General features: G+C 44.0%; 24 protein-coding genes. 7 read left to right on the top strand and 17 right to left on the bottom strand.

Translation table 11 applies throughout. The features are described 5' to 3' along the window. Positions 1–27: 27 nt before the first annotated feature. The 3 genes from MN199_RS06560 to MN199_RS06570 are packed head-to-tail and all read left to right on the top strand — an operon-like array spanning position 28 to position 3090. A complete protein-coding gene (locus tag MN199_RS06560) occupies positions 28–546 on the top strand; it encodes a hypothetical protein (protein WP_335738836.1) in 519 nt (172 codons plus the stop codon). A 54-nt stretch (positions 547–600) separates the two neighbouring features. Then, the gene (locus tag MN199_RS06565; protein WP_335738837.1) at positions 601–2427 is read left to right on the top strand and encodes a DUF294 nucleotidyltransferase-like domain-containing protein; all 1827 of its coding nucleotides are present in this window, start codon (positions 601–603) and stop codon (positions 2425–2427) included. Further along, positions 2428–3090 carry a 3'-5' exonuclease gene (locus MN199_RS06570; protein WP_132583631.1) on the top strand — a complete coding sequence of 221 codons (663 nt, stop codon included), beginning with the start codon at positions 2428–2430 and terminating at the stop codon, positions 3088–3090. A 22-nt stretch (positions 3091–3112) separates the two neighbouring features. Here the strand turns inward: MN199_RS06570 and MN199_RS06575 are convergent, their stop codons facing one another. The 7 genes from MN199_RS06575 to MN199_RS06605 form a co-directional block, all read right to left on the bottom strand. Beyond that, complete coding sequence (locus MN199_RS06575) at positions 3113–3619, bottom strand: GNAT family N-acetyltransferase (protein ID WP_335738838.1); 507 nt, start codon at positions 3617–3619, stop codon at positions 3113–3115. Positions 3620–3624: 5 nt separating this feature from the next. Beyond that, complete coding sequence (locus MN199_RS06580; protein ID WP_335738839.1) at positions 3625–4185, bottom strand: sugar O-acetyltransferase; 561 nt, start codon at positions 4183–4185, stop codon at positions 3625–3627. 69 nt (positions 4186–4254) lie between these two features. Then, positions 4255–4815 carry an elongation factor P gene (gene efp, locus MN199_RS06585; RefSeq protein ID WP_243695476.1) on the bottom strand — a complete coding sequence of 187 codons (561 nt, stop codon included), beginning with the start codon at positions 4813–4815 and terminating at the stop codon, positions 4255–4257. 18 nt (positions 4816–4833) lie between these two features. After that, positions 4834–6006: an elongation factor P maturation arginine rhamnosyltransferase EarP gene (gene earP / locus MN199_RS06590; protein ID WP_335738840.1), complete on the bottom strand. Its 1173-nt coding sequence runs from the start codon at positions 6004–6006 to the stop codon at positions 4834–4836. Then, entirely contained in the window at positions 6006–6533 is a 528-nt protein-coding gene (locus MN199_RS06595) for a hypothetical protein (RefSeq protein WP_132583639.1), read from the bottom strand. Before MN199_RS06595 ends, earP begins: the two co-directional genes overlap by 1 nt. Then, the gene (locus MN199_RS06600) at positions 6520–6849 is read right to left on the bottom strand and encodes a rhodanese-like domain-containing protein (RefSeq protein ID WP_132583641.1); all 330 of its coding nucleotides are present in this window, start codon (positions 6847–6849) and stop codon (positions 6520–6522) included. The genes MN199_RS06595 and MN199_RS06600 overlap by 14 nt, the downstream gene beginning before the upstream one ends. 21 nt (positions 6850–6870) lie before the next feature. Continuing rightward, positions 6871–7500, bottom strand: coding sequence for a LysE family translocator (locus MN199_RS06605; RefSeq protein ID WP_132583642.1), 630 nt, complete (start codon positions 7498–7500; stop codon positions 6871–6873). Positions 7501–7731: 231 nt separating this feature from the next. Here MN199_RS06605 and MN199_RS06610 point away from each other — a divergent pair, with 231 nt between their 5' ends. Next, positions 7732–7926 carry a DUF3185 family protein gene (locus MN199_RS06610; protein ID WP_132583644.1) on the top strand — a complete coding sequence of 65 codons (195 nt, stop codon included), beginning with the start codon at positions 7732–7734 and terminating at the stop codon, positions 7924–7926. A gap of 65 nt (positions 7927–7991) precedes the next feature. Here MN199_RS06610 and glnS read toward each other — a convergent pair whose 3' ends face one another. The 9 genes from glnS to sdhC form a co-directional block, all read right to left on the bottom strand. Then, positions 7992–9659, bottom strand: a complete 1668-nt coding sequence (gene glnS / locus MN199_RS06615; RefSeq protein ID WP_132583646.1) for a glutamine--tRNA ligase — start codon at positions 9657–9659, stop codon at positions 7992–7994. Positions 9660–9828: 169 nt separating this feature from the next. Continuing rightward, positions 9829–10701, bottom strand: a complete 873-nt coding sequence (sucD, locus tag MN199_RS06620) for a succinate--CoA ligase subunit alpha (RefSeq protein ID WP_132583648.1) — start codon at positions 10699–10701, stop codon at positions 9829–9831. Between the two features lie 10 nt (positions 10702–10711). Further along, positions 10712–11875 (bottom strand): ADP-forming succinate--CoA ligase subunit beta, encoded by a 1164-nt coding sequence (gene sucC / locus MN199_RS06625; protein WP_132583650.1) that lies wholly within the window; start codon positions 11873–11875, stop codon positions 10712–10714. A gap of 146 nt (positions 11876–12021) precedes the next feature. Next, entirely contained in the window at positions 12022–13200 is a 1179-nt protein-coding gene (gene odhB / locus MN199_RS06630) for a 2-oxoglutarate dehydrogenase complex dihydrolipoyllysine-residue succinyltransferase (protein ID WP_335738841.1), read from the bottom strand. A gap of 64 nt (positions 13201–13264) precedes the next feature. Further along, positions 13265–16075, bottom strand: coding sequence for a 2-oxoglutarate dehydrogenase E1 component (locus MN199_RS06635; RefSeq protein ID WP_132583654.1), 2811 nt, complete (start codon positions 16073–16075; stop codon positions 13265–13267). A 104-nt stretch (positions 16076–16179) separates the two neighbouring features. Further along, positions 16180–16899: a succinate dehydrogenase iron-sulfur subunit gene (locus MN199_RS06640; protein WP_132583656.1), complete on the bottom strand. Its 720-nt coding sequence runs from the start codon at positions 16897–16899 to the stop codon at positions 16180–16182. 12 nt (positions 16900–16911) lie between these two features. Then, entirely contained in the window at positions 16912–18684 is a 1773-nt protein-coding gene (gene sdhA / locus MN199_RS06645) for a succinate dehydrogenase flavoprotein subunit (protein ID WP_335738842.1), read from the bottom strand. Next, complete coding sequence (gene sdhD, locus MN199_RS06650) at positions 18685–19032, bottom strand: succinate dehydrogenase, hydrophobic membrane anchor protein (protein ID WP_132583660.1); 348 nt, start codon at positions 19030–19032, stop codon at positions 18685–18687. Then, complete coding sequence (gene sdhC / locus MN199_RS06655; RefSeq protein ID WP_335738843.1) at positions 19023–19400, bottom strand: succinate dehydrogenase, cytochrome b556 subunit; 378 nt, start codon at positions 19398–19400, stop codon at positions 19023–19025. Before sdhC ends, sdhD begins: the two co-directional genes overlap by 10 nt. Before the next feature lie 393 nt (positions 19401–19793). Here sdhC and gltA point away from each other — a divergent pair, with 393 nt between their 5' ends. The 3 genes from gltA to MN199_RS06670 all read left to right on the top strand — a co-directional run bounded on the left by gltA (position 19794) and on the right by MN199_RS06670 (position 22858). Further along, the gene (gene gltA / locus MN199_RS06660; RefSeq protein ID WP_335738844.1) at positions 19794–21077 is read left to right on the top strand and encodes a citrate synthase; all 1284 of its coding nucleotides are present in this window, start codon (positions 19794–19796) and stop codon (positions 21075–21077) included. Positions 21078–21200: 123 nt separating this feature from the next. Continuing rightward, positions 21201–22418, top strand: a complete 1218-nt coding sequence (locus MN199_RS06665; RefSeq protein WP_132583666.1) for an aminotransferase class V-fold PLP-dependent enzyme — start codon at positions 21201–21203, stop codon at positions 22416–22418. Then, entirely contained in the window at positions 22415–22858 is a 444-nt protein-coding gene (locus MN199_RS06670) for a SufE family protein (protein ID WP_335738845.1), read from the top strand. The genes MN199_RS06665 and MN199_RS06670 overlap by 4 nt, the downstream gene beginning before the upstream one ends. A 26-nt stretch (positions 22859–22884) precedes the next feature. Here the strand turns inward: MN199_RS06670 and tcdA are convergent, their stop codons facing one another. Next, positions 22885–23688, bottom strand: a complete 804-nt coding sequence (gene tcdA / locus MN199_RS06675) for a tRNA cyclic N6-threonylcarbamoyladenosine(37) synthase TcdA (RefSeq protein ID WP_335738846.1) — start codon at positions 23686–23688, stop codon at positions 22885–22887. Between the last annotated feature and the right edge of the window lie 8 nt (positions 23689–23696).

Below are 23696 nucleotides of genomic sequence, written 5' to 3' on the forward strand. Positions count from 1 at the left end.
GAAGGCCCGTCTTTTTAGGAAATCGCGATGTTTTGGGAATTAATTGCTACTATATTTGCCGGTTTAGGTGCTGCAGGTATTGCCCTATTACTGCGTAAACTTAGCCGTAACCGCGCGCCGCGCTGGTTGGTGCCGGTATTTGCTGGTGCAGCCATGCTTGGCTTTCAAATTCAAGGTGAATATAGCTGGTATCAATATCAAGCACAGCGCTTACCCAGTGGCGTGGTGGTGGTTAAAGCGATACAGCAACAAACACCATGGCGGCCTTGGAGTTACCTGTATCCACAAACACTACGTTTTATCGCCGCGGACATTGCTAACGCCTCAGCCAATACGAAAAATTCAGATGTAAAATTGGTTGACCTGTATTTTTTTGAACGCCGAGCTATGGCGCGACGAGTGCCGGTAGTACTGCATTGCACTAAGCATGCTAGAGCCGATTTTAATCAACAACTCGACATCCCACTTTCTGATACGCCGTTAAACGGTCAGTGGCAACAGCTGGATGCCGACGATGCGCTAATTAGCGCCGTCTGTGCTAGTTAAACGATATTAGCTAAGCTTTGCTAATTCACCCTGCTTGTTTTTGCCGGAGCCCAAATGGAAGTTGCTGATGTTAGCCGTTTTCTTGCTGAAACCACACCGTTTGATCAACTAAGCGACAGCGAACTTAGCCAATTATCAGCGCAAATTAATGTATTTTACTGCCAAGCTCAAGGCAAGGTACGCATCGATTCCGACCGTTTACTGATAGTGCGTACCGGTATATTTTCACTGTATAGCGATCAGCAGCAGTTACTCACTAAGCTACAAAGCGGTGACTTTTACGGTTATCAACAACTGCTTACTGGCTTAGTGGATAATGACACGCTTTTATGTGAAGAAGATGGCTTAATTTATTATCTAGATGCTAACGCTTTTAATCAATGTCGTTATCAGTACAAAAATATTGATATTTTCTTTCAGCGTTTATTTAGCCGACGCTTACACCAATATCGCGATCAGCAACAAAATACCCGCTTTACGCTTAAAATTAGCGATATTATACAACAACATAAAATTGCTATTGCGCCAGAGAAAACCGTACAAGACGCAGCTAAACTGATGTCTGATAGCCGAGTATCATCATTATTAGTTGAAGAAAAAGACAAACTGGTGGGCATTATTACCGATCGTGATTTGCGTAATCGTGTGTTAGCAGAAGGCTTACCGGCCAGTACTCAGGTTGGTCATGTTATGACCCGTCAACCACACAGTATTGATCGTCATGCCTACTTGTATGAAGCTGTACAGCAAATGAGCCAGCATAATATTCATCATTTGCCAGTACTAGAACATGGTGTGTGCTGCGCTATGATCAGTGCCACCGACATTATTCGTAGCCAGCAAGATCATCCGGTTTATCTGATTGGTGAAATTCATCGGCAGCAGAGTGTTGCTGGTTTAGAGCGTTGTAGCCAACAAATAGCCGCACTTGCCATTACGTTGAATAAACAACAAGTGCCAGCGCATGAAGCTGGACATGTTATCACCACTATTACCGACGCCCTTACCCAGCGGTTAATTTATTTAGCTAAACAGCAATTAGGCGAACCACCTTGTGTGTTTAGCTGGTTAGCCTTTGGTTCACAAGCCAGAATGGATCAAAGCTTAAATGCCGATCAAGACAATGCATTATTACTAGAAAAAGAGCCGATTGGCGCAGTAGATGATTATTTTTCTGCTCTAGCCGAGTTTGTTTGCCACGGCCTTGCCCAGTGCGGTATTACACTATGCCCCGGCAATATTATGGCCACCAATCCCGAACTACGCTTAAGCTTAAAAGGTTGGTCAAGCCGCTTTACACGCTGGATAGCCACACCAACTCCTGAGGCAATCTTAAAATCGAGTATCTTTTTTGATCTTCGAGTAATCGATGGCAGCAAAGGCTTATTTAATGCCTTACAACAAGATATTTTACAGCGCACCACGGGTGCACCGCTATTTTTATATCATTTAGCTCAAGCCGCCCTGCAGCGCACGGCACCTCTTGGTTTGTTTAAAAACTTTATTTTAGAGCAAGACGGAAAATATAAAAAAGGCTTAGATTTAAAAAAGCGCGGTATCAGCTTACTCACCGATTTAGTACGGGTATATGCCCTATCGGCCGGCATTACTGAAGTAAACACCCGGCGCCGACTACAACAACTGGCCGCACAGGGTATTATTGATAGTAAGGATAGCCAAAACATTAACGATGCCTTTGATTTAATGGCGCAGTTACGCTGGGAAAAACACCAACGCGATCTGATGCAAGGCCATGATGTAAGCAACTTGCTTGATCCAGTGGATATGTCAGGTTTAGCGCGGCATCAGTTAAAAGATGGCTTTGCGGTAATTAACGAAGCGCAAGGGCGTTTAAAGCAGCGCTTTTGTCGAGATATGTAAATGATCAATTGGTGGTGGCGACAAAAAAACCTAACCGACAATGTCGTTACAGGCTTTGCTAGCACCGTATTGCCAGCGGGCAATAGTCTAGTTGAACAGAGTAACTTTCTCGCGTTAGATTTAGAATTAACCGGCCTAAACCCAAGCAAAGACTATATTGTTAGCATTGGTTGGGTGCCAATACGTCAACAAGAAATTGTATTAGCAGAGGCTAAACACTATTTAATAAATAGCCCAATAAGTGTCGGCCAAAGCGCTATTTATCATGGCCTGCATGATAACCAACTAAAACAGGGTATTGACATAAAAACGGTATTAACCGAACTATTACGCCAATATGCAGGTTATGTATTTGTTGCCCACCACAGTAAATTAGATGAACAGTTTTTACGAGTGGCCTGTAAACGTAGTTTTGGTAAAGCGCCGCGCTTTAAATTTGTTGATACCATGCAAGTAGAATGGCAGCGCCTATTACGCCAAGGTAAGGTAGTAAAGCATGATGCATTAAAGCTATCTAGCTGCTTACAGCGCCATGGTTTGCCAGTTATGCCTAATCATCACGCACTTGAAGACGCATACAGCTGTGCGCTGTTACTACTTAGCCAGCTAAGGCTTGGCGGCAATAATATGACCTTAGCTGACTTATATTTATTGTCGCGTTAAAAGCGTTATTTTAACCCTAACCTTATATTAAAGGCTTTTGCATATATACCGCCTGTTGGCCAGTATAGCTGTGCAGCGCTTGCTGGCCCTGATCACTTGTTACCGCTACTGTGCTAAACCCATTCCGTTGCCAATACGGCACCGAACCCTGCACCGCCACTAAGGCTAAACGGCTTAGCCCAAGCGCCACCGCAAACTGCTGTGCTTGCTGTAGTAATTGCTGCGCTAAGCCTAAACCTCTAGCCCGGTTATCTACAGCCATATCGTGTAAATACAGCGTATTAGCATTAACAACTTGTTTAAAGGGGCTTCCTAACGGCGCAATGTCGCCAATCATCGCGGGATAACTTAATAAGTACGCCAATACGTGTTTAGCATTATTTTCGGCTAACCAGCAGCTTTGCGGTTGTGCTGTTACGCGTTGGTTTAACAGTTCAGGCGCCTCAAACAGTGCATCGCTGTAACAGCTATCTTGAATAGTTATTATTGCCGGTAAATCAGCCGGCGTTATTAATCGAATGGTTGTCACGTGTACTACTCTGTAATTAATTTAATAACCTTGCAGGGGTTACCTGCGGCAACTACACCGGGCGGAATATCTTTACTCACAACGCTACCCGCCGCAATTACGCTGCCAGCACCAATAGTTACGCCGGGTAAAATAATGGCACCGCCGCCTAGCCAAACGTCATCGCCAATAACGACCGGTAAGGCTTGTTCCAATAAAGTACGCCGTTTTATTGGCTCTAACGGATGGTTTACAGTATAAATTTGTACTGCGGGACCAAAAAACACGTTATTACCGATATGCACCGGCGCGACATCTAACACCACGCAATTAAAATTAAAAAATACTTTATTGCCAGCATGAATGTTAGAGCCATAGTCGCAGAAAAACGGGGGTTCAATATAAAAATGCTTACCGGTGTCGGGCAACCAGTGACTTAATAGGCTTCGCCGCAGTACCGCATCGTCAGGCGAGCTTTGGTTAAATTGGTGCTGATAACGCCGAGATACTTCCCGCTCAGCAACTAAGGCTTTATCTAACGGGTTATACCACTGCCCTGCTAGCATTTTTTGCTTTTCTGTTAGCATAGATGGCTCCCCCAAATTTGCCTCAGCATAAAAAAAGGCGCCGCAGCGCCTTTTCTCAAGTAGTTACGCTTATTTAGCGCGGCTACGGTATTCGTCGGTACGGGTGTCAATTTCAATCTTGTCACCTTCATCTACAAATGCTGGAACCATTAACTCAAAACCAGTTTCAATTTTAGCTGGCTTTAACACTTTACCTGACGTATCACCACGGGCTGCAGGTTCAGTGTAAATTACTTTGCGTACTACTACAGTTGGCAAGTCTACAGAAATAGGACGCTCGTTGTAGAACACCACTGAACACTCCATACCGTCAACCAGGTATTTAAGTGCTTCAGTCATGTTTTCGGCTTCAACTTCAAACTGGTTATATTCCTGATCCATAAATACATACATAGGATCAGCGAAATAAGAATAGGTTACTTCTTTAGTTTCTAATAAAACCTGTTCAAACTTGTCATCAGCACGGTATACCGTTTCCATGCCCTGACCATTTAACAGGTTTTTCATTTTCATTTTAACAACGGCTGAGTTACGGCCTGATTTATTAAATTCGGCTTTTAAAATTACCATCGCTTCGGTGCCAACCATTATTACCTGACCCGCGCGAAGTTCTTGAGCTACTTTCATCATGACTGTTATATCTTCTCGTTAGGAAAAATTGTGACGTATTATAAATTTTTTTTCAGCAAAGTGCACGAGGTTGCTAGCAAGATCCCCATTTAAGGTTAACTCTGTGTGCCACTTTAGGTTATGTTCGGCTATCTGCGGCAATAATGCACTAAATACTTGCCAACTGTCGGCTAAATCAGCAGTTGTATTCCACGCTAGCCAGAATTCCTGTACTATTTCAGCCATGTTTTCTGACATTTTTTCGCAATAACGCTGCATAAATGCCTTAAGTTTATCTAAATGTGCTTGCTCGGCTTGACGATAAATTTGCCAAATAAAGGGTTTAGCCGCCCAATGTGCGCGGATTATTGAGTCTTCACCGCGAACAAAATTAACATCACAAGCCCATAGTAGCTTGTCATAATTATCTTGCGCCATAAACGGCAGCACTTTAAGCCTAAGTGCACCTAGCGTTATATCCCCACTGGCAGCTAGCGCAGGATATAAGCTCAACAGTTGTTGTGCTAACACGCCCTCGGGTACCAGGCATAATATTGATCGGTCTGAATGCTGCCAGTACTGTAATAAGCTATCGATTTTAGGATGATCGTAGGCAAACAAGGAAATTTTTTGTTGATAGTTAATACTGTTAGTTATGCCTAGCTCGCACCAAAATTTATGCTGTAAATCTGCGTTAGCGATAAATTGCTCAGCCAGCTGACGTAAACCTTGTTCTTGCAACAAACCACCTGTAGCAGAAGTAAAACCTGGGAAATAAAAGTATTTATCTAAGGCTAAATGCGGTTGTGGTGAGGGTAACGCGTGGCAGCCCTCGACCCAAGACTCAGCCGATAAATATTCTAAATTTAACCATAAAGGTTTTACTGATTGTGCGGCCATTAGTTGCTGATATGGCATAGGAATAGTGCAGGCTAAGGCTTCAATAACGACATCGGCAACAGCGTTTTTCTGCCAATCCGTTGTTGTTGACCACAAGCATATTGTTACGCCAGCAAGTTGCTGCACTGCTAGATTGGTATCTAATTGAGGGCAAATTTTGGCAAAACTGGCTAAATCATCAACCCATAGTTTAACGGCGATAGTGTGTTCAGTAGCTAATTGTCGGCTTAAACGCCAACAAATACCGATATCGCCAAAGTTGTCGATAACGGCACAAAAAATATCCCAACGCCAATTTACTAATGTCGTCATTAATTAGGCTCATTTTCGGTTAATTCAGACGGATATAATGCAAGAAGACCACTTTTCCCCTGGATATCGCCGATAAGCCAGATTTGCTCAAACGGATGCTGTTTGGGCATATTTAACCGTTTGCAATTGCTGAGTATGTCTTGTCGGGTCCACAGTGGGTTAGCATTACGGATCACTAGCCAAACTCGGTCGGAATTATATATTTTCTCTGCTTTGTTGCTGATCAGTCGATTAAGTGCCGCCACTAGCCTACGCTCTGGTGGTGTGCGCAGTAATGCAATCAACTCTTTATGAATATTATCGCCAATTTCACGGCCAAGAATAAGCATGGCTTCGGCTTCACTGCCATATAAGTGGGCTATTTCTAAATCAAGCCGTTGTTCAGCTAAGTAACATGACACATCAGGCTGCGACGGTTCGTTATGCCAAATATGGCGCATTTCAATACCAAAACGCTGTTCATATAAACGCATAAATAACCGTGCTGCGTCATGCTCTAAGCGAATTTTCTCTTCACTTCCGTTCATGTTCGCTATTAAGTTTCTGCTTTAAATCTTCATAACCGCCTTTATTAACCACATTGCTGTAGCCAAGTTGCTGTAAGGTTTCTAGCGCTACATCGGCTCGTCGACCGCTTTTACAATATACGGCGATTGGGGTGTCCTTACTTAGGTTGAGCTTGGCTACACCCGATGCAATCTCGGTATGAGGAATATTAACGGTATTAACAAGATGACCAGCGGCATATTCATCTGCGCTTCGCACATCAATCCATACCGTCTGTGGCGGTGTTGCTGTACAAGCTGTAATTACCAACAGCAATAAAGCTATTAACGTTTTCATTAGCACGGCTCCAAACAATAATTAAATAATATTCACGGGTGTAAAATAGTAACGCCAAACCTCTACTACCACAGGTACTATCGACAATAACAAGATAACACCCATGCTAATGTTGAAAATACGTTGAAAGATAGCTTTGGTTAACAATGAGCGCAACGCAGCACCAAACACTAACCATAAACCAACACAGGGAAACGCCATCAATAAAAATGCCAGCGTAATAACGCTAACATCAATCCAATATACGCCGCCGACCACAGTAAAAGCGGCCACAGCACTACTGGCCATCACCCACGCTTTACCGTTAATCCACTGAAATAACGCTGCTTGGATAAAACTAAAGGGTTTACTTTTGCCCTGCTCTATCGATTTGGGCTCAGCACTAGCAATTTTCCAAGCCAACCATATAAGGTAAGCAACGCCTAATACTTTAATTAGCTGATGTAAATGTGGATAACGCTCAAACACCACACCAAAACCTAGCCCGACCAACATCACCATCAACGGGAAACCCAAACAAATGCCAAGCCAATGTGGCACGCTGGCTTTAACGCCATAATTCATGCCTGATGACATGATCATGACGTTATTTGGCCCAGGCGTAATAGTGGTCGAAAAGGCAAAGAACAATACCGCTAAAAAAAGTTCCATGATAAACCTGCAGTTTAAGTAAGCTGTAATGGTTAACAATAATACCAGAGTCAACTGGCAATAAATAACTATAACAAGACTTTACATCGTTAAACACTTTGCATCGTTAAATATTTGTGTCATGTTATATAAGCAGTACTTGCTAGGTTGGTAACAACCTAATATGCAAGGCAATAACATATTCACACTTAACACCGTAAAATATAATATAACTACAGTAATGGAGCATGTATGAATAAGATTATTGGTTTAGCGCTATTAGTTGCCGGAGCTATTTTGCTATATTTTGGCTACACCGAGTACAACTCTACCGCTTCACAGGTAACAGAAATGGTAACCGGTAACCCAACCGACAATTCAATTTGGTTTTTAGTCGGTGGCGCTATTGCCGCCATTGTTGGTCTTGGTGTGTTACTGAAAAAGTAATAACAATAAAAAAAGCCGCTACTGTACTAACCAGAACAGTAGCGGCCTTTTTATACAGATATATTTTACTCTTCTTCTTTACCCCAGCTGTCACGCAAGCCTACGGTGCGATTAAACACCAACTTGTCAGCGCTTGAATCACAATTATCGGCGCAGTAATAACCTTCTCGCTCAAATTGATAAGCCTGCTCTGGTTGTGCATTTTTCAACGATGGCTCTGCCAAACCGTGTTTTACTACTAACGAGTCCGGGTTAACTACCGTAAGAAAGTCTTCTTCGGCTGCGGGGTTAGTGCAACTAAACAGTCGATCATATACACGAAACTCTACAGGTAAAGCCTGAGTTGCCTCTACCCAATGAATAACACCACGCACTTTACGGCCATCGGCTGGATTGTTGCCTAAGGTTTCAGGTAAATAGCTGCATTTTAATTCAACTATATTACCCTCTGCATCTTTAATCATTTCATCAGCATGAATAACATAAGCATTACGTAAACGCACATCGCCATTTAAAACTAAGCGTTTGTACTTTTTATTCGCTTCTTCTTTAAAATCGGCACGGTCGATAAACACTACTGGGCCAAATGGCAGTTTACGGCTACCCATGGTCTCGTCTTTAGGGTGGTTAGCCGCGTCAATCCATTCGATACCATCTGATGGGTAGTTAGTAATCGTAACTTTAAGCGGCTCTAGCACTGCCATCGCACGCGGCGCCTTGCTATCGAGATCTTCACGAATACAGGCTTCAAGCGCGCTCATTTCAATCACGTTATCTTGCTTGGTAACACCAATCCGCTTAGCAAACTCGCGTATCGCTGCCGGTGTATAACCACGGCGACGTAAACCGGCAATAGTTGGCATGCGCGGGTCATTCCAACCAGATACCACATTTTTTTCGACTAAGGTTTGCAGTTTACGCTTGCTCATTACCGCGTATTCGAGATTTAAGCGCGAAAACTCAATCTGCTGCGGATGACAGGCAATAGTAATATTGTCTAAGATCCAGTCATACAAACGGCGGTTATCTTGAAACTCTAACGTACACAGTGAATGAGTAATACCTTCTAACGCATCAGAGATACAATGCGTAAAGTCGTACATCGGGTAAATGCACCACTTATCGGCGGTTTGATGGTGATGAGCAAATTTAACACGGTAAATAACCGGATCGCGCATACACATAAAGCTAGAGGCCATATCAATTTTGGCCCGCAATGAGCAATCGCCCTCTTTAAAACCACCAGCGCGCATTTTTTCGAACAACGCTAAGTTTTCAGCTGGGCTGGTATCACGGCTTGGGCTATTTTTACCTGGCTGAGTTAAATTACCGCGATACTCACGCATTTGCTCGCCATTTAAAAAACAGACATAAGCTAAGCCTTTGTTGATCAGCTCTACGGCATAGCCATACAAGGCATCAAAATAGTCTGAAGAATAGCGCACTGCGCCATCCCACTGAAAACCTAGCCAATTAACGTCTTGCTGAATAGAGTTAACAAACTCGACGTTTTCTTTTTCTGGGTTAGTATCATCAAAACGTAGGTTACATTTACCCTGATAGTCTTGCGCAATACCAAAGTTAAGACAGATAGACTTGGCATGACCAATGTGCAAATAGCCGTTTGGCTCAGGCGGAAAACGCGTTTGCACTGCGCTATGTTTGCCTGAAGCTAGATCGGTATCAATAATTTGCCGGATAAAATTGCTGGGGCGATGTTCAACGTCCGCCATAAAATACTCTGTCCTTTTTACGCTAAAACTTAGTTAAGATGCGGCATTATAGCAGCAGAAACCACGCTGGCTACTACCACCGCCATGAAAAACATTGCCTTGCGCTAGTTTTATAGCAATAAAAAAACCCGCTGTAGCAGCGGGCTTTTTAGCAAGCTAATAGCAGGTATTACCAGCCAGTTAACTCTTTCAGTGCTTTACCAATGTCAGCTAAGCTTTTCACGGTTTTAACACCTGCGTCTTCTAACGCAGCAAATTTTTCTTCAGCTGTACCTTTACCACCAGAGATGATAGCACCGGCGTGGCCCATACGCTTACCAGCAGGTGCAGTAACACCAGCAATATAAGATACTACAGGCTTAGTCACGTGAGCTTTAATATAAGCTGCAGCTTCTTCTTCAGCTGAACCACCAATTTCACCGATCATTACGATGGCTTCAGTTTGTGGATCTTCCTGAAATAATTTCAGAATATCAATGAAGTTAGAACCTGGAATTGGGTCGCCACCAATACCAACACAGGTAGACTGGCCAAAACCGTAATCAGTAGTTTGCTTAACGGCTTCATACGTCAACGTACCTGAACGTGAAACAATACCAACTTTACCTGGCAAGTGAATATGACCTGGCATGATACCAATTTTACATTCGCCCGGTGTGATAACGCCTGGGCAGTTAGGGCCAATTAATACTACACCTAACTCGTCACATTTTACTTTCGCATCTAGCATGTCCAGTGTAGGAATGCCTTCAGTGATACAAACGATCAGTTTAATACCGCCGTTTGCCGCTTCTAAGATAGAGTCTTTACAAAATGCTGCAGGTACATAGATTACTGATGCCGTTGCACCAGTGGCAGCTACTGCTTCAACAACAGTATTAAATACTGGTAAGCCTAAGTGAACTTGACCACCTTTACCTGGCGTTACACCGCCAACCATCTTAGTACCGTAAGCAATGGCTTGCTCAGAGTGGAAAGTACCCTGTGCGCCAGTAAAACCCTGACAAATTACTTTAGTATCTTTATTAATTAAAACGCTCATTGCTTACCCCTTATGCCTTAGCCGCTGCAACAACTTTCTGAGCAGCGCCTGTTAGGTCTGTATCAGCGATAATGTTCAGGCCGCTTTCAGACAGCACCTTAGCACCTAATTCTGCGTTGTTACCTTGCAGACGTACCACTACTGGTACTTTAACGCCGACTTCTTTAACCGCGCCGATAACACCTTCCGCAATCATATCGCAACGTACGATACCGCCGAAAATGTTGATGAAAACGGCTTTAACCGCATCGTCAGACAGGATAATTTTGAACGCTTCAACTACGCGCTCTTTAGTTGCACCACCGCCAACGTCTAAGAAGTTAGCTGGCTCGCCACCGTGCAATTTAACGATGTCCATAGTACCCATTGCTAGGCCGGCACCGTTAACCATACAACCAATGTCGCCACCTAGAGCTACATAGTTCAGTTCCCATGCAGCAGCATGTGCTTCACGCGGATCTTCTTGTGATGGATCTTGCATCGCTTTTAATTCTGGATGACGGTACAACGCGTTACCATCAACCACTAACTTAGCGTCTAAACAATGTAAGTCGCCAGCCGGTGTAATAACCAATGGGTTAACTTCTAATAAGGCTAAGTCTTTATCTTTAAACAGTTGAGCTAAACCCATGAAAATTTTCACGAACTGGTTAATCTGTTTGCCTTCTAAGCCTAATTTGAACGCTAATTCACGGCCTTGGTATGGTTGAGCGCCAACCAGAGGATCAACCGCTGCTTTCAGGATTTTTTCTGGTGTTTCGTGGGCAACAGTTTCAATTTCAACGCCACCTTCAGTTGATGCCATAAACACGATACGACGTGATGAGCGATCAACTACTGCACCTAAATACAATTCTTTAGCGATATCTGTGCAAGGCTCAACCAGAATACGGCTAACAGGCTGACCTTTTTCGTCTGTCTGGTAAGTTACCAGATTTTTACCAAGCCATTTTTCTGCGAATGCCTTGATGTCTTCTTTGCTCTTAACCAGTTTTACGCCGCCCGCTTTACCGCGACCACCAGCGTGAACCTGAGCTTTGACAACAAACATATCGCCGCCGATTTTGTCTGCAGCTGCTACCGCTTCTTCAACTGTAGCTGCGGCAATGCCTTTAGATACAGGCAAACCATACTGGGCAAACAGTTGCTTACCCTGATACTCGTGCAAATTCATGGCTATTTTCCGTTCATTTGAATATGGAAGCTGTCCGTTATGGTACAGCCTGACGTTTGATCGGCACGTATTATAATACCAACCACTAAGATAAAAAATGCTGTTGTAGCAAAACAACAGCATTTTTAGTTAATTTCACTGAATAATTAAATATCCAGCAGAATACGGGTAGGGTCTTCTAACAATTCTTTAATTGTTACCAAGAAACCAACAGATTCTTTACCGTCGATAATACGGTGATCATATGACAGCGCTAAATACATCATTGGCAAAATTTCCATCTTGCCATCAACAACCATTACGCGATCCTGAATTTTGTGCATACCCAGAATAGCTGACTGTGGTGGGTTAATTATTGGCGTAGACATTAACGAGCCAAACACACCACCGTTAGTGATGGTGAAGTTACCGCCAATTAAGTCATCCATAGCTAATTTGCCATCACGACCTTTTAACGCTAACGCTTTAATGGCCTGTTCAATTTCAGCCAAGTTCATTTTATCGCAATCGCGCAATACCGGCGTTACTAAACCACGTGGCGTAGATACCGCGATACTTACGTCAAAGTAGTTATGATAAACGATATCGTCACCATCAATGGCTGCGTTAACTTCTGGGAAGCGCTTTAATGCTTCAGTTACCGCTTTCACATAAAATGACATAAAGCCTAAACGAATACCGTGACGCTTTTCAAACACGTCTTGATACTGCTTACGCAAGTCCATAATTGGCTTCATGTTAACTTCGTTAAACGTGGTTAACATGGCGGTAGAGTTTTTCGCTTCTAATAAACGGTTGGCAATAGTTTTGCGTAAACGTGTCATAGGCACACGTTTTTGGCTACGATCGCCAACGGGTGCTGCAACTGTCGCAGCTGCAACTGGTGCACCGGCAACAAACTTCTCTACGTCTTCTTTGGTCACACGGCCATTTTTGCCGCTACCCTTAATTTTGTTAGCATCTAAGCCTTTTTCTGCAATCATGCGACGTACTGATGGGCTTAACGCATCATCATTACTGTCATCTGCAGTAGCCGCAGGTGCGGTATCCGCTTTAGCTGCTGGTGCCGCGTCAGCTTTAGCAGCAGGTGCACCACCGGCTTGCATGTTACCGATAACTTGCTCTGCTAATACCGTAGCGCCAGTGTCATGAATGATTTCGCCCATTACGCCATCGGCTTGAGCAACAACTTCAAGTACCACTTTGTCGGTTTCAATATCAACTAATACCTGATCGCGTGTAACGGCTTCGCCTGTTTTAACGTGCCAGGTGGCGATGGTTGCATCTGCAACGGATTCTGGAAGTACGGGTACTTTAATTTCCACTTTTTCACCTTTTACCGGTTGGTCTTATTTTGTTTAATCGGCCCAATCTGGGCCGATCAATCTATTATTTAATGCTCAACGCGTCGTTTACTAACGCTTGCTGCTGTTTGTTGTGTACAGATAAATAACCTACAGCAGGCGATGACGATGCATCGCGACCAGCATAAGTAAGGTTACCCGCTTTAGGAATTGCAGCACGGAAGTGATGCTGGCTACAATACCAAGCGCCTTGGTTTTGCGGCTCTTCCTGACACCAAACATAGTCAGTAACATGTTGATACTGGCTCAATACTGCTGCCATTTCTTCATGTGGGAACGGATATAACTGTTCTACACGAACAATAGCAACGTCTGTTTGTTCACGCTTACGGCGCTCTTCTAGCAAGTCGTAATAAACCTTACCACTACAGAACACTACTCGCTTCACATCTGCTGGCTTAAGATCATCAATTTCGCCAATCACGTTATGAAACTTACCATCGGCCAACTCTTCTAACGTTGAGGTTGCCAATGGGTGACGTAACAATGATTTAGGCGACATAACAATGAGTGGCCGACGCATTGGGCGAACCATCTGCCGGCGTAGCATATTGTACACTTGCGCAGGTGTGGTAGGCACACAGACTTGCATATTATGATCAGCACATAATTGTAAAAAGCGTTCTAAGCGCGCAGACGAGTGCTCTGGGCCTTGGCCTTCATAGCCGTGTGGCAGCAATAATGTTAAACCGCATAACCGGCCCCACTTTTGCTCACCTGAACTTAAGAACTGGTCAATAACTACCTGAGCACCGTTAGCAAAGTCACCGAACTGACCTTCCCAAATTACCATAGCGCGTGGCTCAGCAGTGGCGTAACCATATTCAAAGGCCATTACGGCTTCTTCTGACAATGCAGAGTCGTATACCTGGAATGGGCCTTGGTCTTTACTGATATGCTCAAGCGGCGTGTATACCGAACCGTCAGTTTGGCTATGCAGCGCAGCGTGACGATGGAAGAAAGTACCACGGCCAGAATCTTGACCAACAATACGTACTCGGCTACCTTCAGCCACAATTGATGCATAAGCTAAGATTTCAGCAAAACCCCAATCAATTTTCTTTTCACCAGTTAACATTAACGCTCGGTCTTCGTAAACACGACCAACCTGACGCTGCAGCACGTGGTTTGCGGGAATACGCGTCGCTTCTTTACCAAGCGTAACCAGCTTGTCTACCGACATGCTAGCATCGTATGCACTATCCCAATCACGGCCTAAAAACGGTGTCCAGTCGGACGAGGCAGAAGTAACCGCTTTACGCTCTTCTACGACACAATCGCCTTTATCTAACGCATCACGATATTGTTCAACTAGCGCGCTAATTTGCTCATCGCTGAATAACCCTTCCGCTACCAGCTTTTTCGCGTAAATTTCGCGTGCGGTTGGATGCTTTTTAATTTTTTGGTACATCAATGGCTGCGTTGCATTTGGCTCGTCCGCTTCGTTATGGCCGTTACGGCGATAACATACTAAGTCGATAACCACATCACGCTTAAAGGTATTGCGGTAATCTACCGCCAACTGCGCCACAAAAACTACCGCCTCTGGATCATCGCCATTAACGTGGAAAATAGGTGCCTGCACCATTTTCGCAATGTCAGTACAGTATTCTGTTGAGCGCGTGTCTTCTGGGTTAGACGTAGTGAAACCCACTTGGTTGTTAATAACAATACGTACCGTACCGCCCACTTTAAACGCGCGCGTTTGCGAGATGTTAAAGGTTTCTGCTACTACACCTTGGCCAGCAAATGCCGAGTCGCCATGAATAGTAATAGGTAGGGCTAATGAACCATCGGTACAACCACGACGGTCCAAGCGAGCACGAATTGACCCCATAACTACGGGGTTTACAATTTCTAAATGCGAAGGGTTAAACGCCAATGCTAAGTGTACATTGCCACCTGCGGTAGCAAAATCAGATGAGAAACCCATATGATATTTAACATCGCCGGCACCGACTACTTCGTATTTACCGGCGAACTCATCAAATAGTTTTGATGGGTTTTTGCCTAGCACGTTAATAAGTGTATTTAAACGACCACGGTGCGCCATACCAATTACGCAATCTTTCGCGCCCTGCTCACCAGCGTGATGAATCATCGCTTTAAGCATTGGGATCATGGCATCGCCGCCTTCTAAACCAAAACGCTTTGCGCCTGGAAATTTAGAAGATAAGTATTTTTCAAGACCATCAGCTGCAACTAACCCATTTAAAATGCGGGTTTTAGTTGGCTTATCATACGAAGGTGTTGATTGATTGGCTTCAAGTCGCTGTTGGATCCAGCGCTTTTCGTCAGTAGAAACAATGTGCATATACTCCGCACCGATAGAACCACAATAGGTTTTCTCTAATGCTTTGTATAGCTCACCCAGTTTCATGGTTTCTTTACCTACGGCAAAAGAGCCCACATTAAACTCGGTATCAAAGTCGCTTTCTGACAAATCATGGTGCGATAATTCTAAATCACGCACTCGTGACTGTTGCCATAACCCTAACGGATCCAAATTGGCTTGCTGATGACCGCGAAAGCGGTAAGAGTTAATCAGCTGTAACACCTTCACCTGACGGCTATCGGCGGCGGTGGCAGAATTGACCACCACCACTTCGCGATGCTTATTACGAGCAAGTTCAGAGAACTGCTGCCTTACGTCAGAATGACGGGTTTCAAGATCGACACCGTCAAGCTTTGGCAATTTAGCGAAAAACTCACGCCATTCATCGCCAACGCTGGTAGGTTCAGCCAAGTAGGATTCATACAGCTCATCGACGTAGGCCATATTGCCGCCGCCAAGATGAGAAGACTCTAGCCATGCCTTCATTACACCTTCGTGCATTTAGTAGTTTCCCTTAATTTCCGCGCACCTGGAAAAATAGCAAAAAAACAGCCTGTTCGCAGGTTACCAGGCCGTTTTTTACTTACATACCAAAAAAGGGCGCATTACAGCGCCCGATTTAACAACATAGATTTAATTTTACCAATTGCTTTGGTTGGGTTCAAACCTTTAGGGCATACGTTAACGCAATTCATGATGCCATGGCAGCGGAATACGCTGAATGCATCATCTAGATCGTTTAAACGCTGCTCTGTTGCTGTATCACGGCTATCTGCCAAGAAACGGTATGCATTTAGCAAACCGGCCGGGCCGATAAACTTCTCTGGGTTCCACCAAAATGATGGGCAAGAGCTTGAACAACACGCACATAAAATACACTCGTACAGGCCGTCAAGTTTAGCACGTTCTTCCGGCGACTGCAGAAACTCACCGGCTGGTGGTAACTTGCTGTCGTTAATCAAATACGGCTTCACTTTTTCATACTGCGTATAAAACTGGCTCATATCAACCACAAGGTCACGCACTACCGGTAAACCTGGTAATGGACGAACAACAATTTTGCCGCCTTTAGTGCCCGCTGCAGTTAATGGCGTAATACAAGCTAGACCATTTTTACCATTAATATTCACACCATCTGAGCCGCAGACGCCTTCACGACAGCTACGACGAAACGATAATGTTGGGTCTTGCTCTTTCAACTTGATTAGTGCATCAAGCACCATCATGTCGCGTCCTTCAGGATTATCTAACGTGTAATCCTGCATCCGTGGTGCTTTATCAACATCAGGGTTGTAACGATAGATTGAGAAAACTAACTTCTTCATCGCTGTGCCCTCTTAATATGTACGTGCTTTGGGCGGGAAGGCATCACGGAACTTAGGTTCCAAGTTGACTTCGCGCTTACTCATTGTTTCGGTTTCTGGTGTATAAACACTGTGACATAACCAGTTTTCATCATCGCGATCTGGGAAGTCAAAGCGAGCATGTGCACCGCGGCTTTCAGTACGGAAATTTGCAGCTACTGCAGTAGAAAATGCCGTATCCATTAGGTTATCTAGCTCTAAACATTCAATACGCTGAGTATTAAAATCTGAGCTCTTGTCATCTAAGCGGGCGAATTTCAACCGTTCACGAATTTCTTTTAACTGCTCTAAACCTTCAGCCATAGCTTTACCTTCACGGAATACCGAGAAGTTTAGCTGCATACACTGCTGTAAGTCTTTCTTAATTTGTACAGGGTCTTCACCTTGACCAGGTGTCGTTGCTTCCCAGCGGCGAACACGTACTAACGCCGCGTCAATATCTGACTGCGATGCATCACGAGTTTCAGTGTTTGCCGCAAGTGCTTCACCTAAATGTAAGCCAGTCGCGCGGCCGAATACCACTAAGTCTAATAGCGAGTTACCACCTAAGCGGTTAGCGCCGTGTACCGACACACAAGCAATTTCGCCACAAGCAAATAAGCCTTTAACGATTGGCGTTGAGCCATCGGCTTTAGGTGCAAGTACTTGACCATGCACGTTAGTTGGAATACCACCCATCATATAGTGACAAGTTGGAATAACTGGAATTGGCTCTTTAGTTGGGTCAACGTGGGCGAAAGTTTTTGATAGTTCGCACACACCTGGTAGACGACTTTCTAATACTTCTGCGCCTAAGTGATCCAGTTTTAACTTAAGGTGAATACCCCAAGGGCCTTCACAACCACGGCCTTCACGAATTTCGGTCATCATTGAACGTGCAACCACGTCACGGCTAGCTAAGTCTTTGGCGTTTGGTGCGTAGCGCTCCATAAAACGTTCGCCATCTTTATTTAGCAAGTAACCGCCTTCGCCGCGACAACCTTCAGTAACTAATGTACCCGCACCGGCAATACCTGTCGGGTGAAATTGCCACATTTCCATATCTTGTAATGGTACACCAGCACGGATTGCCATGCCGATACCATCACCGGTATTAATATGAGCATTAGTGGTAGACGCATAAATGCGCCCTGCACCACCGGTAGCTAATACTGTAGCTTTTGCCTTGAAATAAACGATTTCGCCGGTTTCAATATCAATAGCAGTACAGCCAACGATAGTGCCGTCTTGGTTTTTCACTAAATCAAGTGCATACCACTCAGAAAATACCTGAGTTTTGTTCTTTACGTTTTGCTGATAAAGCAAGTGCAACAAAGCATGGCCAGTACGGTCAGCTGCTGCTGCGGTACGAGCAGCTTGCTCACCGCCAAAATTCTGCGATTGACCACCAAATGGGCGCTGATACACGCGACCATTTTCAAAACGAGAAAACGGTAAACCCATATTTTCTAGTTCAGTTATCGCTTCTGGTCCGGTTTTACACATATATTCGATAGCATCTTGGTCGCCGATATAATCAGAACCTTTAACGGTATCAAACATGTGCCATTCCCAGTTATCTGGGTGGCTATTACCTAACGCAACTGTAATACCGCCTTGGGCAGAAACAGTATGTGACCGCGTTGGGAATACTTTTGATAATAGTGCGCAGGTTAAACCTGACTCTGTAATCTGCAATGCGGAGCGCATACCAGCACCACCTGCACCAATTACAATGGCATCAAACTCTCTTACTGGAATAGTCACTTAAGCACCCCACAAAACAAACAGGCCTACCGCTACATAAGCGAAAACCAGGGTATAAAGGAAGAATTGTAATACAGCACGTAATGCTGGTGACTTAACGTAGTCAGTCAACACCTGCCATAAACCAATGCGGGTGTGCACAGCAATAGAAATTAACGCTAACAAAGTAAAAACTTTAACCAGAATATTGGCAAACAAACCATGCCAAATTTCAAAGGTTATTTCTGGGGTGCAAAGAAAGAAACCCAGAATAAACACGATATAAAGTGTCAGTACAACGGCCGTTGCACGTAGTGACACAAAATCCTGCACGCCATCGCGTTTCAGGCTTGCTTGGTTTAAAACCATAGCCAGACTCCTGCTAATACTGCTAATACTAACCACAGTGCAATAGTCACTTTGGCGCTTATACCACCTGATTTAAGCTCTTCCCAGTGTCCTAAATCCATAACCAAGTGACGGATACCGCCAACTAGGTGATAAAGCAGAACAGTGATAGTGCCCCAGGCTATAAACTTAGCGAGGTGAGATGTCATCAGCTCTTTGACGAAGTCAAAGCTCTGTTGGTCTTGTAGCGAATAAGCCCAAGCCCAGATGACGAATACCAAAGCAAAAAATAATGCTACGCCGGTAACCCGGTGCAAAATTGACGCTATGGCCGCTGCCGGAAACGATATGGTAGAAAGGTCGAGATTTACTGGTCTTTGTTTTTTCACAGTGCTTGCCCATCGATGCCCATAATCGAGCTCTTGTTGTCATTGTCGTTGTCATTGCTGTATAAACAGTCAACACCCAAAATCAATACACCTTATCGCCCAAACTGGATCAGTGCTGCCAGACAGCCGAAAAAGTGCTTGCCGAGTGAACTGTTTAAAAACCGCATTAGTATATATTTCGTAAGCTGTTATTACAATTTTTGTTTGGTTTTACTGAAAAATAGTCGTATTCAAAACATTACACATTTTACCCGTGAGAGCAATAATACTAGAGTCGAATACTTATTAAGCAAATATTCATTAAAATTGACTTTATGGGGGCGTTTGCAGTTAGAATAGCGGCCAACTTGCAAAATTCCTTTAACCCGATACTACAACAACAGGAGAAATCCAATGGCAGATAAAAAGGCCGTCGTGCAGATCGATGGGAAATCGTTCGAGTTGCCAATATACTCGGGCAGCGCTGGCACTGACGTAATTGATGTTCGTGCCTTGGGTCAGCATGGTTATTTCACCTTTGATCCGGGTTTCATGTCTACCGGTTCTTGTGAATCAAAAATCACTTACATTGATGGTGATAACGGTGTGTTATTACATCGTGGTTATCCGATTGAACAACTGGCAGATCATTCAGACTATTTAGAAGTATGCTACCTGTTGTTAGAAGGCGAGTTACCAAACGCAGAACAATATAATCATTTCAAAGGCACCATTACCCGCCACACAATGGTACATGAAAAAATTGCGGCCTTTTTCCAAGGTTTTCGCGTAGATGCGCACCCTATGGCAATGCTGTGCGGTGTGGTTGGTGCAATGTCGTCTTTTTACCATTCCGATTTAGACATTAATGACCCAGAGCAACGTAAACGCAGCGCCCATCGCTTAATTGCCAAGATGCCTACGTTGTCAGCCATGGCATATAAATACACCGTCGGTCAGCCTTTTGTGCATCCACGTAACGATTTAAGCTATTCAGCAAACTTCTTACATATGATGTTTTCGGTACCTGCAGAAGAATACGTAGTTAGCCCCGTTTTAGCTAAGGCCATGGATCGTATTTTTATGCTGCATGCTGATCACGAGCAAAATGCGTCTACCTCAACAGTACGTTTAGCGGGCTCATCAGGTGCTAACCCATATGCATGTATTGCCGCGGGCGTAGCCTCACTTTGGGGGCCTGCACATGGCGGCGCCAACGAAGCTTGCTTAAAAATGTTACAACAAATTGGCTCTGTTGACCGTATTCCAGAATACGTTGCCCGTGCCAAAGATAAAGATGACTCATTCCGCTTAATGGGCTTTGGTCACCGCGTGTATAAAAACTTTGACCCACGTGCCAAAGTAATGCGCGATACCTGCCATGAAGTATTAAAAGAGCTAAACGTTAAAGATCCGCTGTTAGATGTAGCAATGGAACTAGAGCGTATTGCGCTGGAAGACCCGTACTTCATCGAGAAGAAACTGTATCCGAACGTTGATTTCTACTCAGGTATTATCTTAAAAGCAATTGGTATTCCAACGAGCATGTTTACTGTGATTTTTGCTATGTCACGTACTGTTGGCTGGATTTCACATTGGGACGAGATGCTGGGAGAAAAAGGCCATAAAATTGGCCGTCCGCGTCAGTTATACACTGGTTATACCCAGCGTGATTTTACTCCACTGAATAAGCGTTAAGTTAATTCTGCATAAAAAGCGGCCTAGGCCGCTTTTTTCTTAATTAAAATACCGCGCTTAATTTGCGCTACCTTAATAAAACAGGCAAGATCGCGCCATCTTAGTTAGCGGACCCCTGCCCTTATGCCGGTTTTTGATGTTCAGCAGTTTCGCCAGCAATTTGCTTTTTTTCAGCATAATCCCAACTGGGTCTATCTTGATAATGCCGCCACTATGCATAAGCCTAATGCCGTGGTACAGGCAATAATTGAGTTTTATCAGCAGCATAATAGTAATGTACATCGCGGTGCGCACCAGTTAAGCCAGCAGGCAACGTTATTGTTTGAGCAGGCACGCGGCACGGTTGGCAACTATATTAACGCGGAGTTTAACCATGAAATTATTTTTACCAGTGGCGCTACCGCAGCATTAAATCAAATTGCCTTTGGTTTAATGCATAGCTTGCTTAAAGCCGGTGATCGCATTTTACTTACCCAACTTGAGCACCACGCCAATATTGTGCCTTGGCAACTGCACTGTCAGCGTTTTGGTGTCATTATTGATGTTGTGCCATTAACGGCAGAGCATCAACTTGATTTAGTCGCCTACCAACAATTACTCGCGCTTAAACCTAAAGTAGTCAGTTTTAGCCATATCTCTAACGTGTTGGGCCATATTCAGCCGGTAGCGCAGATGGTTGCCTTAGCTAAAGATGCTGGCGCCGTTACGGTAATAGACGGTGCGCAAGGCATAGTGTACGAACAGCCCGATATGCAGCAGCTTAACTGTGATTTCTATGTATTTTCCGGCCATAAAGTTTACGGCCCAACCGGTATTGGTGTGTTATACGGCAAAACTCAGTGGCTTGAGCGCTTAACACCGGTATTTGGTGGCGGTGAAATGATAGACGAGGTTAGTTTTGCAAAAACCAGCTTTAACCAATTACCGTTTCGTTTAGAAGCGGGTACGCCGAATATCGTCGGTGCTATTGGCCTTATGGCAGCGCTAAGCTGGTTACAACACTATAACGTCGCAGACATAAAAGCACATAAGTCACTACTACTAAAAGCGTTTTACCAAGGGTTAGCAACCATTAACGCTATAGATATTTTATCGCAGCCTGCGCATAATGCCGGTATAGTGGCATTAAACGTTAACAATGAACACCACTCCGATGTGGCTGAACTGTTAAATCAGCAGCACGTTGCAGTACGTTCTGGGCAACATTGTGCGATGCCACTATTTAGTTATTTGGCGCAACCCGGCGCGGTGAGATTTTCTTTTGCTGCATACAACACACTAGACGATGTAAATCGCTGTTTACTCGCATTAGAACAGTCTGTGGAGATACTAACTAAATGATTTTAAGTCAATTATTAGAAGATACTAAGCACGGGCTGCTCGATATAAAACACCATGATTTGCTCGCTATGCAACAGTCGAGCGACTGGCAAAATAAATACCGTATATTGATGCAATTAGGCAAGAAATTACCAATTATTCCCGAAAAAATGAAACAAGCAGAGTTTTTAGTAAAAGGCTGTGAAGTTCGAGCTTGGTTAATGCATTACCATGATCAGATCGACGACAAGCATTTTTTTGTGCTTGATAGCGACGCCCGCATCGTCAAAGGTTTAATGGCCATTATGTTGTCTTTAGTTAATGGTTTAACCAGCGCTGAGCTAAAAAAGTTTGATTTAACCAATGCCTTTGAACAATTAAAACTGAAACCTTATTTAAGCCAATCTCGCGGTAATGGTTTAAATGCAATGATTGCTAAGATAAAAAGCTATACCCATTAAAACTATACCTAGCAAAATAAGCACGCTTAGCGTTCAGTTACACTTGGTTTTGTCGGCATATTAGCCAATTTAACTAATAATTTTGATACCGCAGCCAAACCGAAGCTAGCAGTAACCACAGACGCCGCACCAAAACCACCGCTACAATCTAAACGCATACTGCCATTCATCTCAGGTTTTTGTTGGCAAACACTACCATCGGCTTGAGGGTATTTTAATTGCTCAGTTGAAAATACACAGTCAACACCAAAACGACGCTTAGTATTACGGGTAAAATTATGATCACGGCGCAACGCATTACGCACTTTTGCCAGCAACGGATCGTTATAAGCTTGACTTAAATCCGCTAATTGAATTTGTGTAGGGTCTAATTGCCCACCCGCGCCACCGGTTGTGATCAACGGGATCTTATTGCGCTTGCAATAGGCAATTAACGCTACCTTTGCTCTTACCGAATCTATGGCATCAAGCACATAACTAATATTGCCTACTAATAAACTAGCCATATTATCAGCATCAATAAAATCGGTAACTTGGTTTATCTTACACTCCGGGTTAATCGCCAAAATACGCTCTGCCATCACCGCCACTTTATCTTGGCCTATGGTGTTGGTTAACGCATGCAACTGACGATTAATATTACTAATGCAAACATCATCTAAATCTATTAACGTAATTTCGCCTACACCTGAACGTGCTAGGGCCTCTGCTGCCCAACTGCCAACGCCGCCAATACCAATAACCACCACATGCGCTTGGCGAAATATTTCTAATGCATTGACACCATATAAACGGGCAATGCCGGCAAAACGTAATAAATAATCTGACATCAAATCTC

It is taken from the genome of Rheinheimera metallidurans (assembly GCF_036983985.1).
Classification (GTDB): Bacteria; Pseudomonadota; Gammaproteobacteria; order Enterobacterales; family Alteromonadaceae; genus Alishewanella; species Alishewanella metallidurans.

Coding starts and splice junctions, on each gene's coding strand:
- MN199_RS06560 (WP_335738836.1), top strand. CDS start 28: ATGTTTTGGGAATTAATTGCTACTATATTTGCCGGTTTAGGTGCTGCA.
- MN199_RS06565 (WP_335738837.1), top strand. CDS start 601: ATGGAAGTTGCTGATGTTAGCCGTTTTCTTGCTGAAACCACACCGTTT.
- MN199_RS06570 (WP_132583631.1), top strand. CDS start 2,428: ATGATCAATTGGTGGTGGCGACAAAAAAACCTAACCGACAATGTCGTT.
- MN199_RS06580 (WP_335738839.1), bottom strand. CDS start 4,185: ATGCTAACAGAAAAGCAAAAAATGCTAGCAGGGCAGTGGTATAACCCG.
- efp (WP_243695476.1), bottom strand. CDS start 4,815: ATGATGAAAGTAGCTCAAGAACTTCGCGCGGGTCAGGTAATAATGGTT.
- earP (WP_335738840.1), bottom strand. CDS start 6,006: ATGACGACATTAGTAAATTGGCGTTGGGATATTTTTTGTGCCGTTATC.
- MN199_RS06595 (WP_132583639.1), bottom strand. CDS start 6,533: ATGAACGGAAGTGAAGAGAAAATTCGCTTAGAGCATGACGCAGCACGG.
- MN199_RS06600 (WP_132583641.1), bottom strand. CDS start 6,849: ATGAAAACGTTAATAGCTTTATTGCTGTTGGTAATTACAGCTTGTACA.
- MN199_RS06605 (WP_132583642.1), bottom strand. CDS start 7,500: ATGGAACTTTTTTTAGCGGTATTGTTCTTTGCCTTTTCGACCACTATT.
- MN199_RS06610 (WP_132583644.1), top strand. CDS start 7,732: ATGAATAAGATTATTGGTTTAGCGCTATTAGTTGCCGGAGCTATTTTG.
- glnS (WP_132583646.1), bottom strand. CDS start 9,659: ATGGCGGACGTTGAACATCGCCCCAGCAATTTTATCCGGCAAATTATT.
- sucD (WP_132583648.1), bottom strand. CDS start 10,701: ATGAGCGTTTTAATTAATAAAGATACTAAAGTAATTTGTCAGGGTTTT.
- sucC (WP_132583650.1), bottom strand. CDS start 11,875: ATGAATTTGCACGAGTATCAGGGTAAGCAACTGTTTGCCCAGTATGGT.
- MN199_RS06635 (WP_132583654.1), bottom strand. CDS start 16,075: ATGCACGAAGGTGTAATGAAGGCATGGCTAGAGTCTTCTCATCTTGGC.
- MN199_RS06640 (WP_132583656.1), bottom strand. CDS start 16,899: ATGAAGAAGTTAGTTTTCTCAATCTATCGTTACAACCCTGATGTTGAT.
- sdhD (WP_132583660.1), bottom strand. CDS start 19,032: ATGGTTTTAAACCAAGCAAGCCTGAAACGCGATGGCGTGCAGGATTTT.
- gltA (WP_335738844.1), top strand. CDS start 19,794: ATGGCAGATAAAAAGGCCGTCGTGCAGATCGATGGGAAATCGTTCGAG.
- MN199_RS06665 (WP_132583666.1), top strand. CDS start 21,201: ATGCCGGTTTTTGATGTTCAGCAGTTTCGCCAGCAATTTGCTTTTTTT.
- MN199_RS06670 (WP_335738845.1), top strand. CDS start 22,415: ATGATTTTAAGTCAATTATTAGAAGATACTAAGCACGGGCTGCTCGAT.
- tcdA (WP_335738846.1), bottom strand. CDS start 23,688: ATGTCAGATTATTTATTACGTTTTGCCGGCATTGCCCGTTTATATGGT.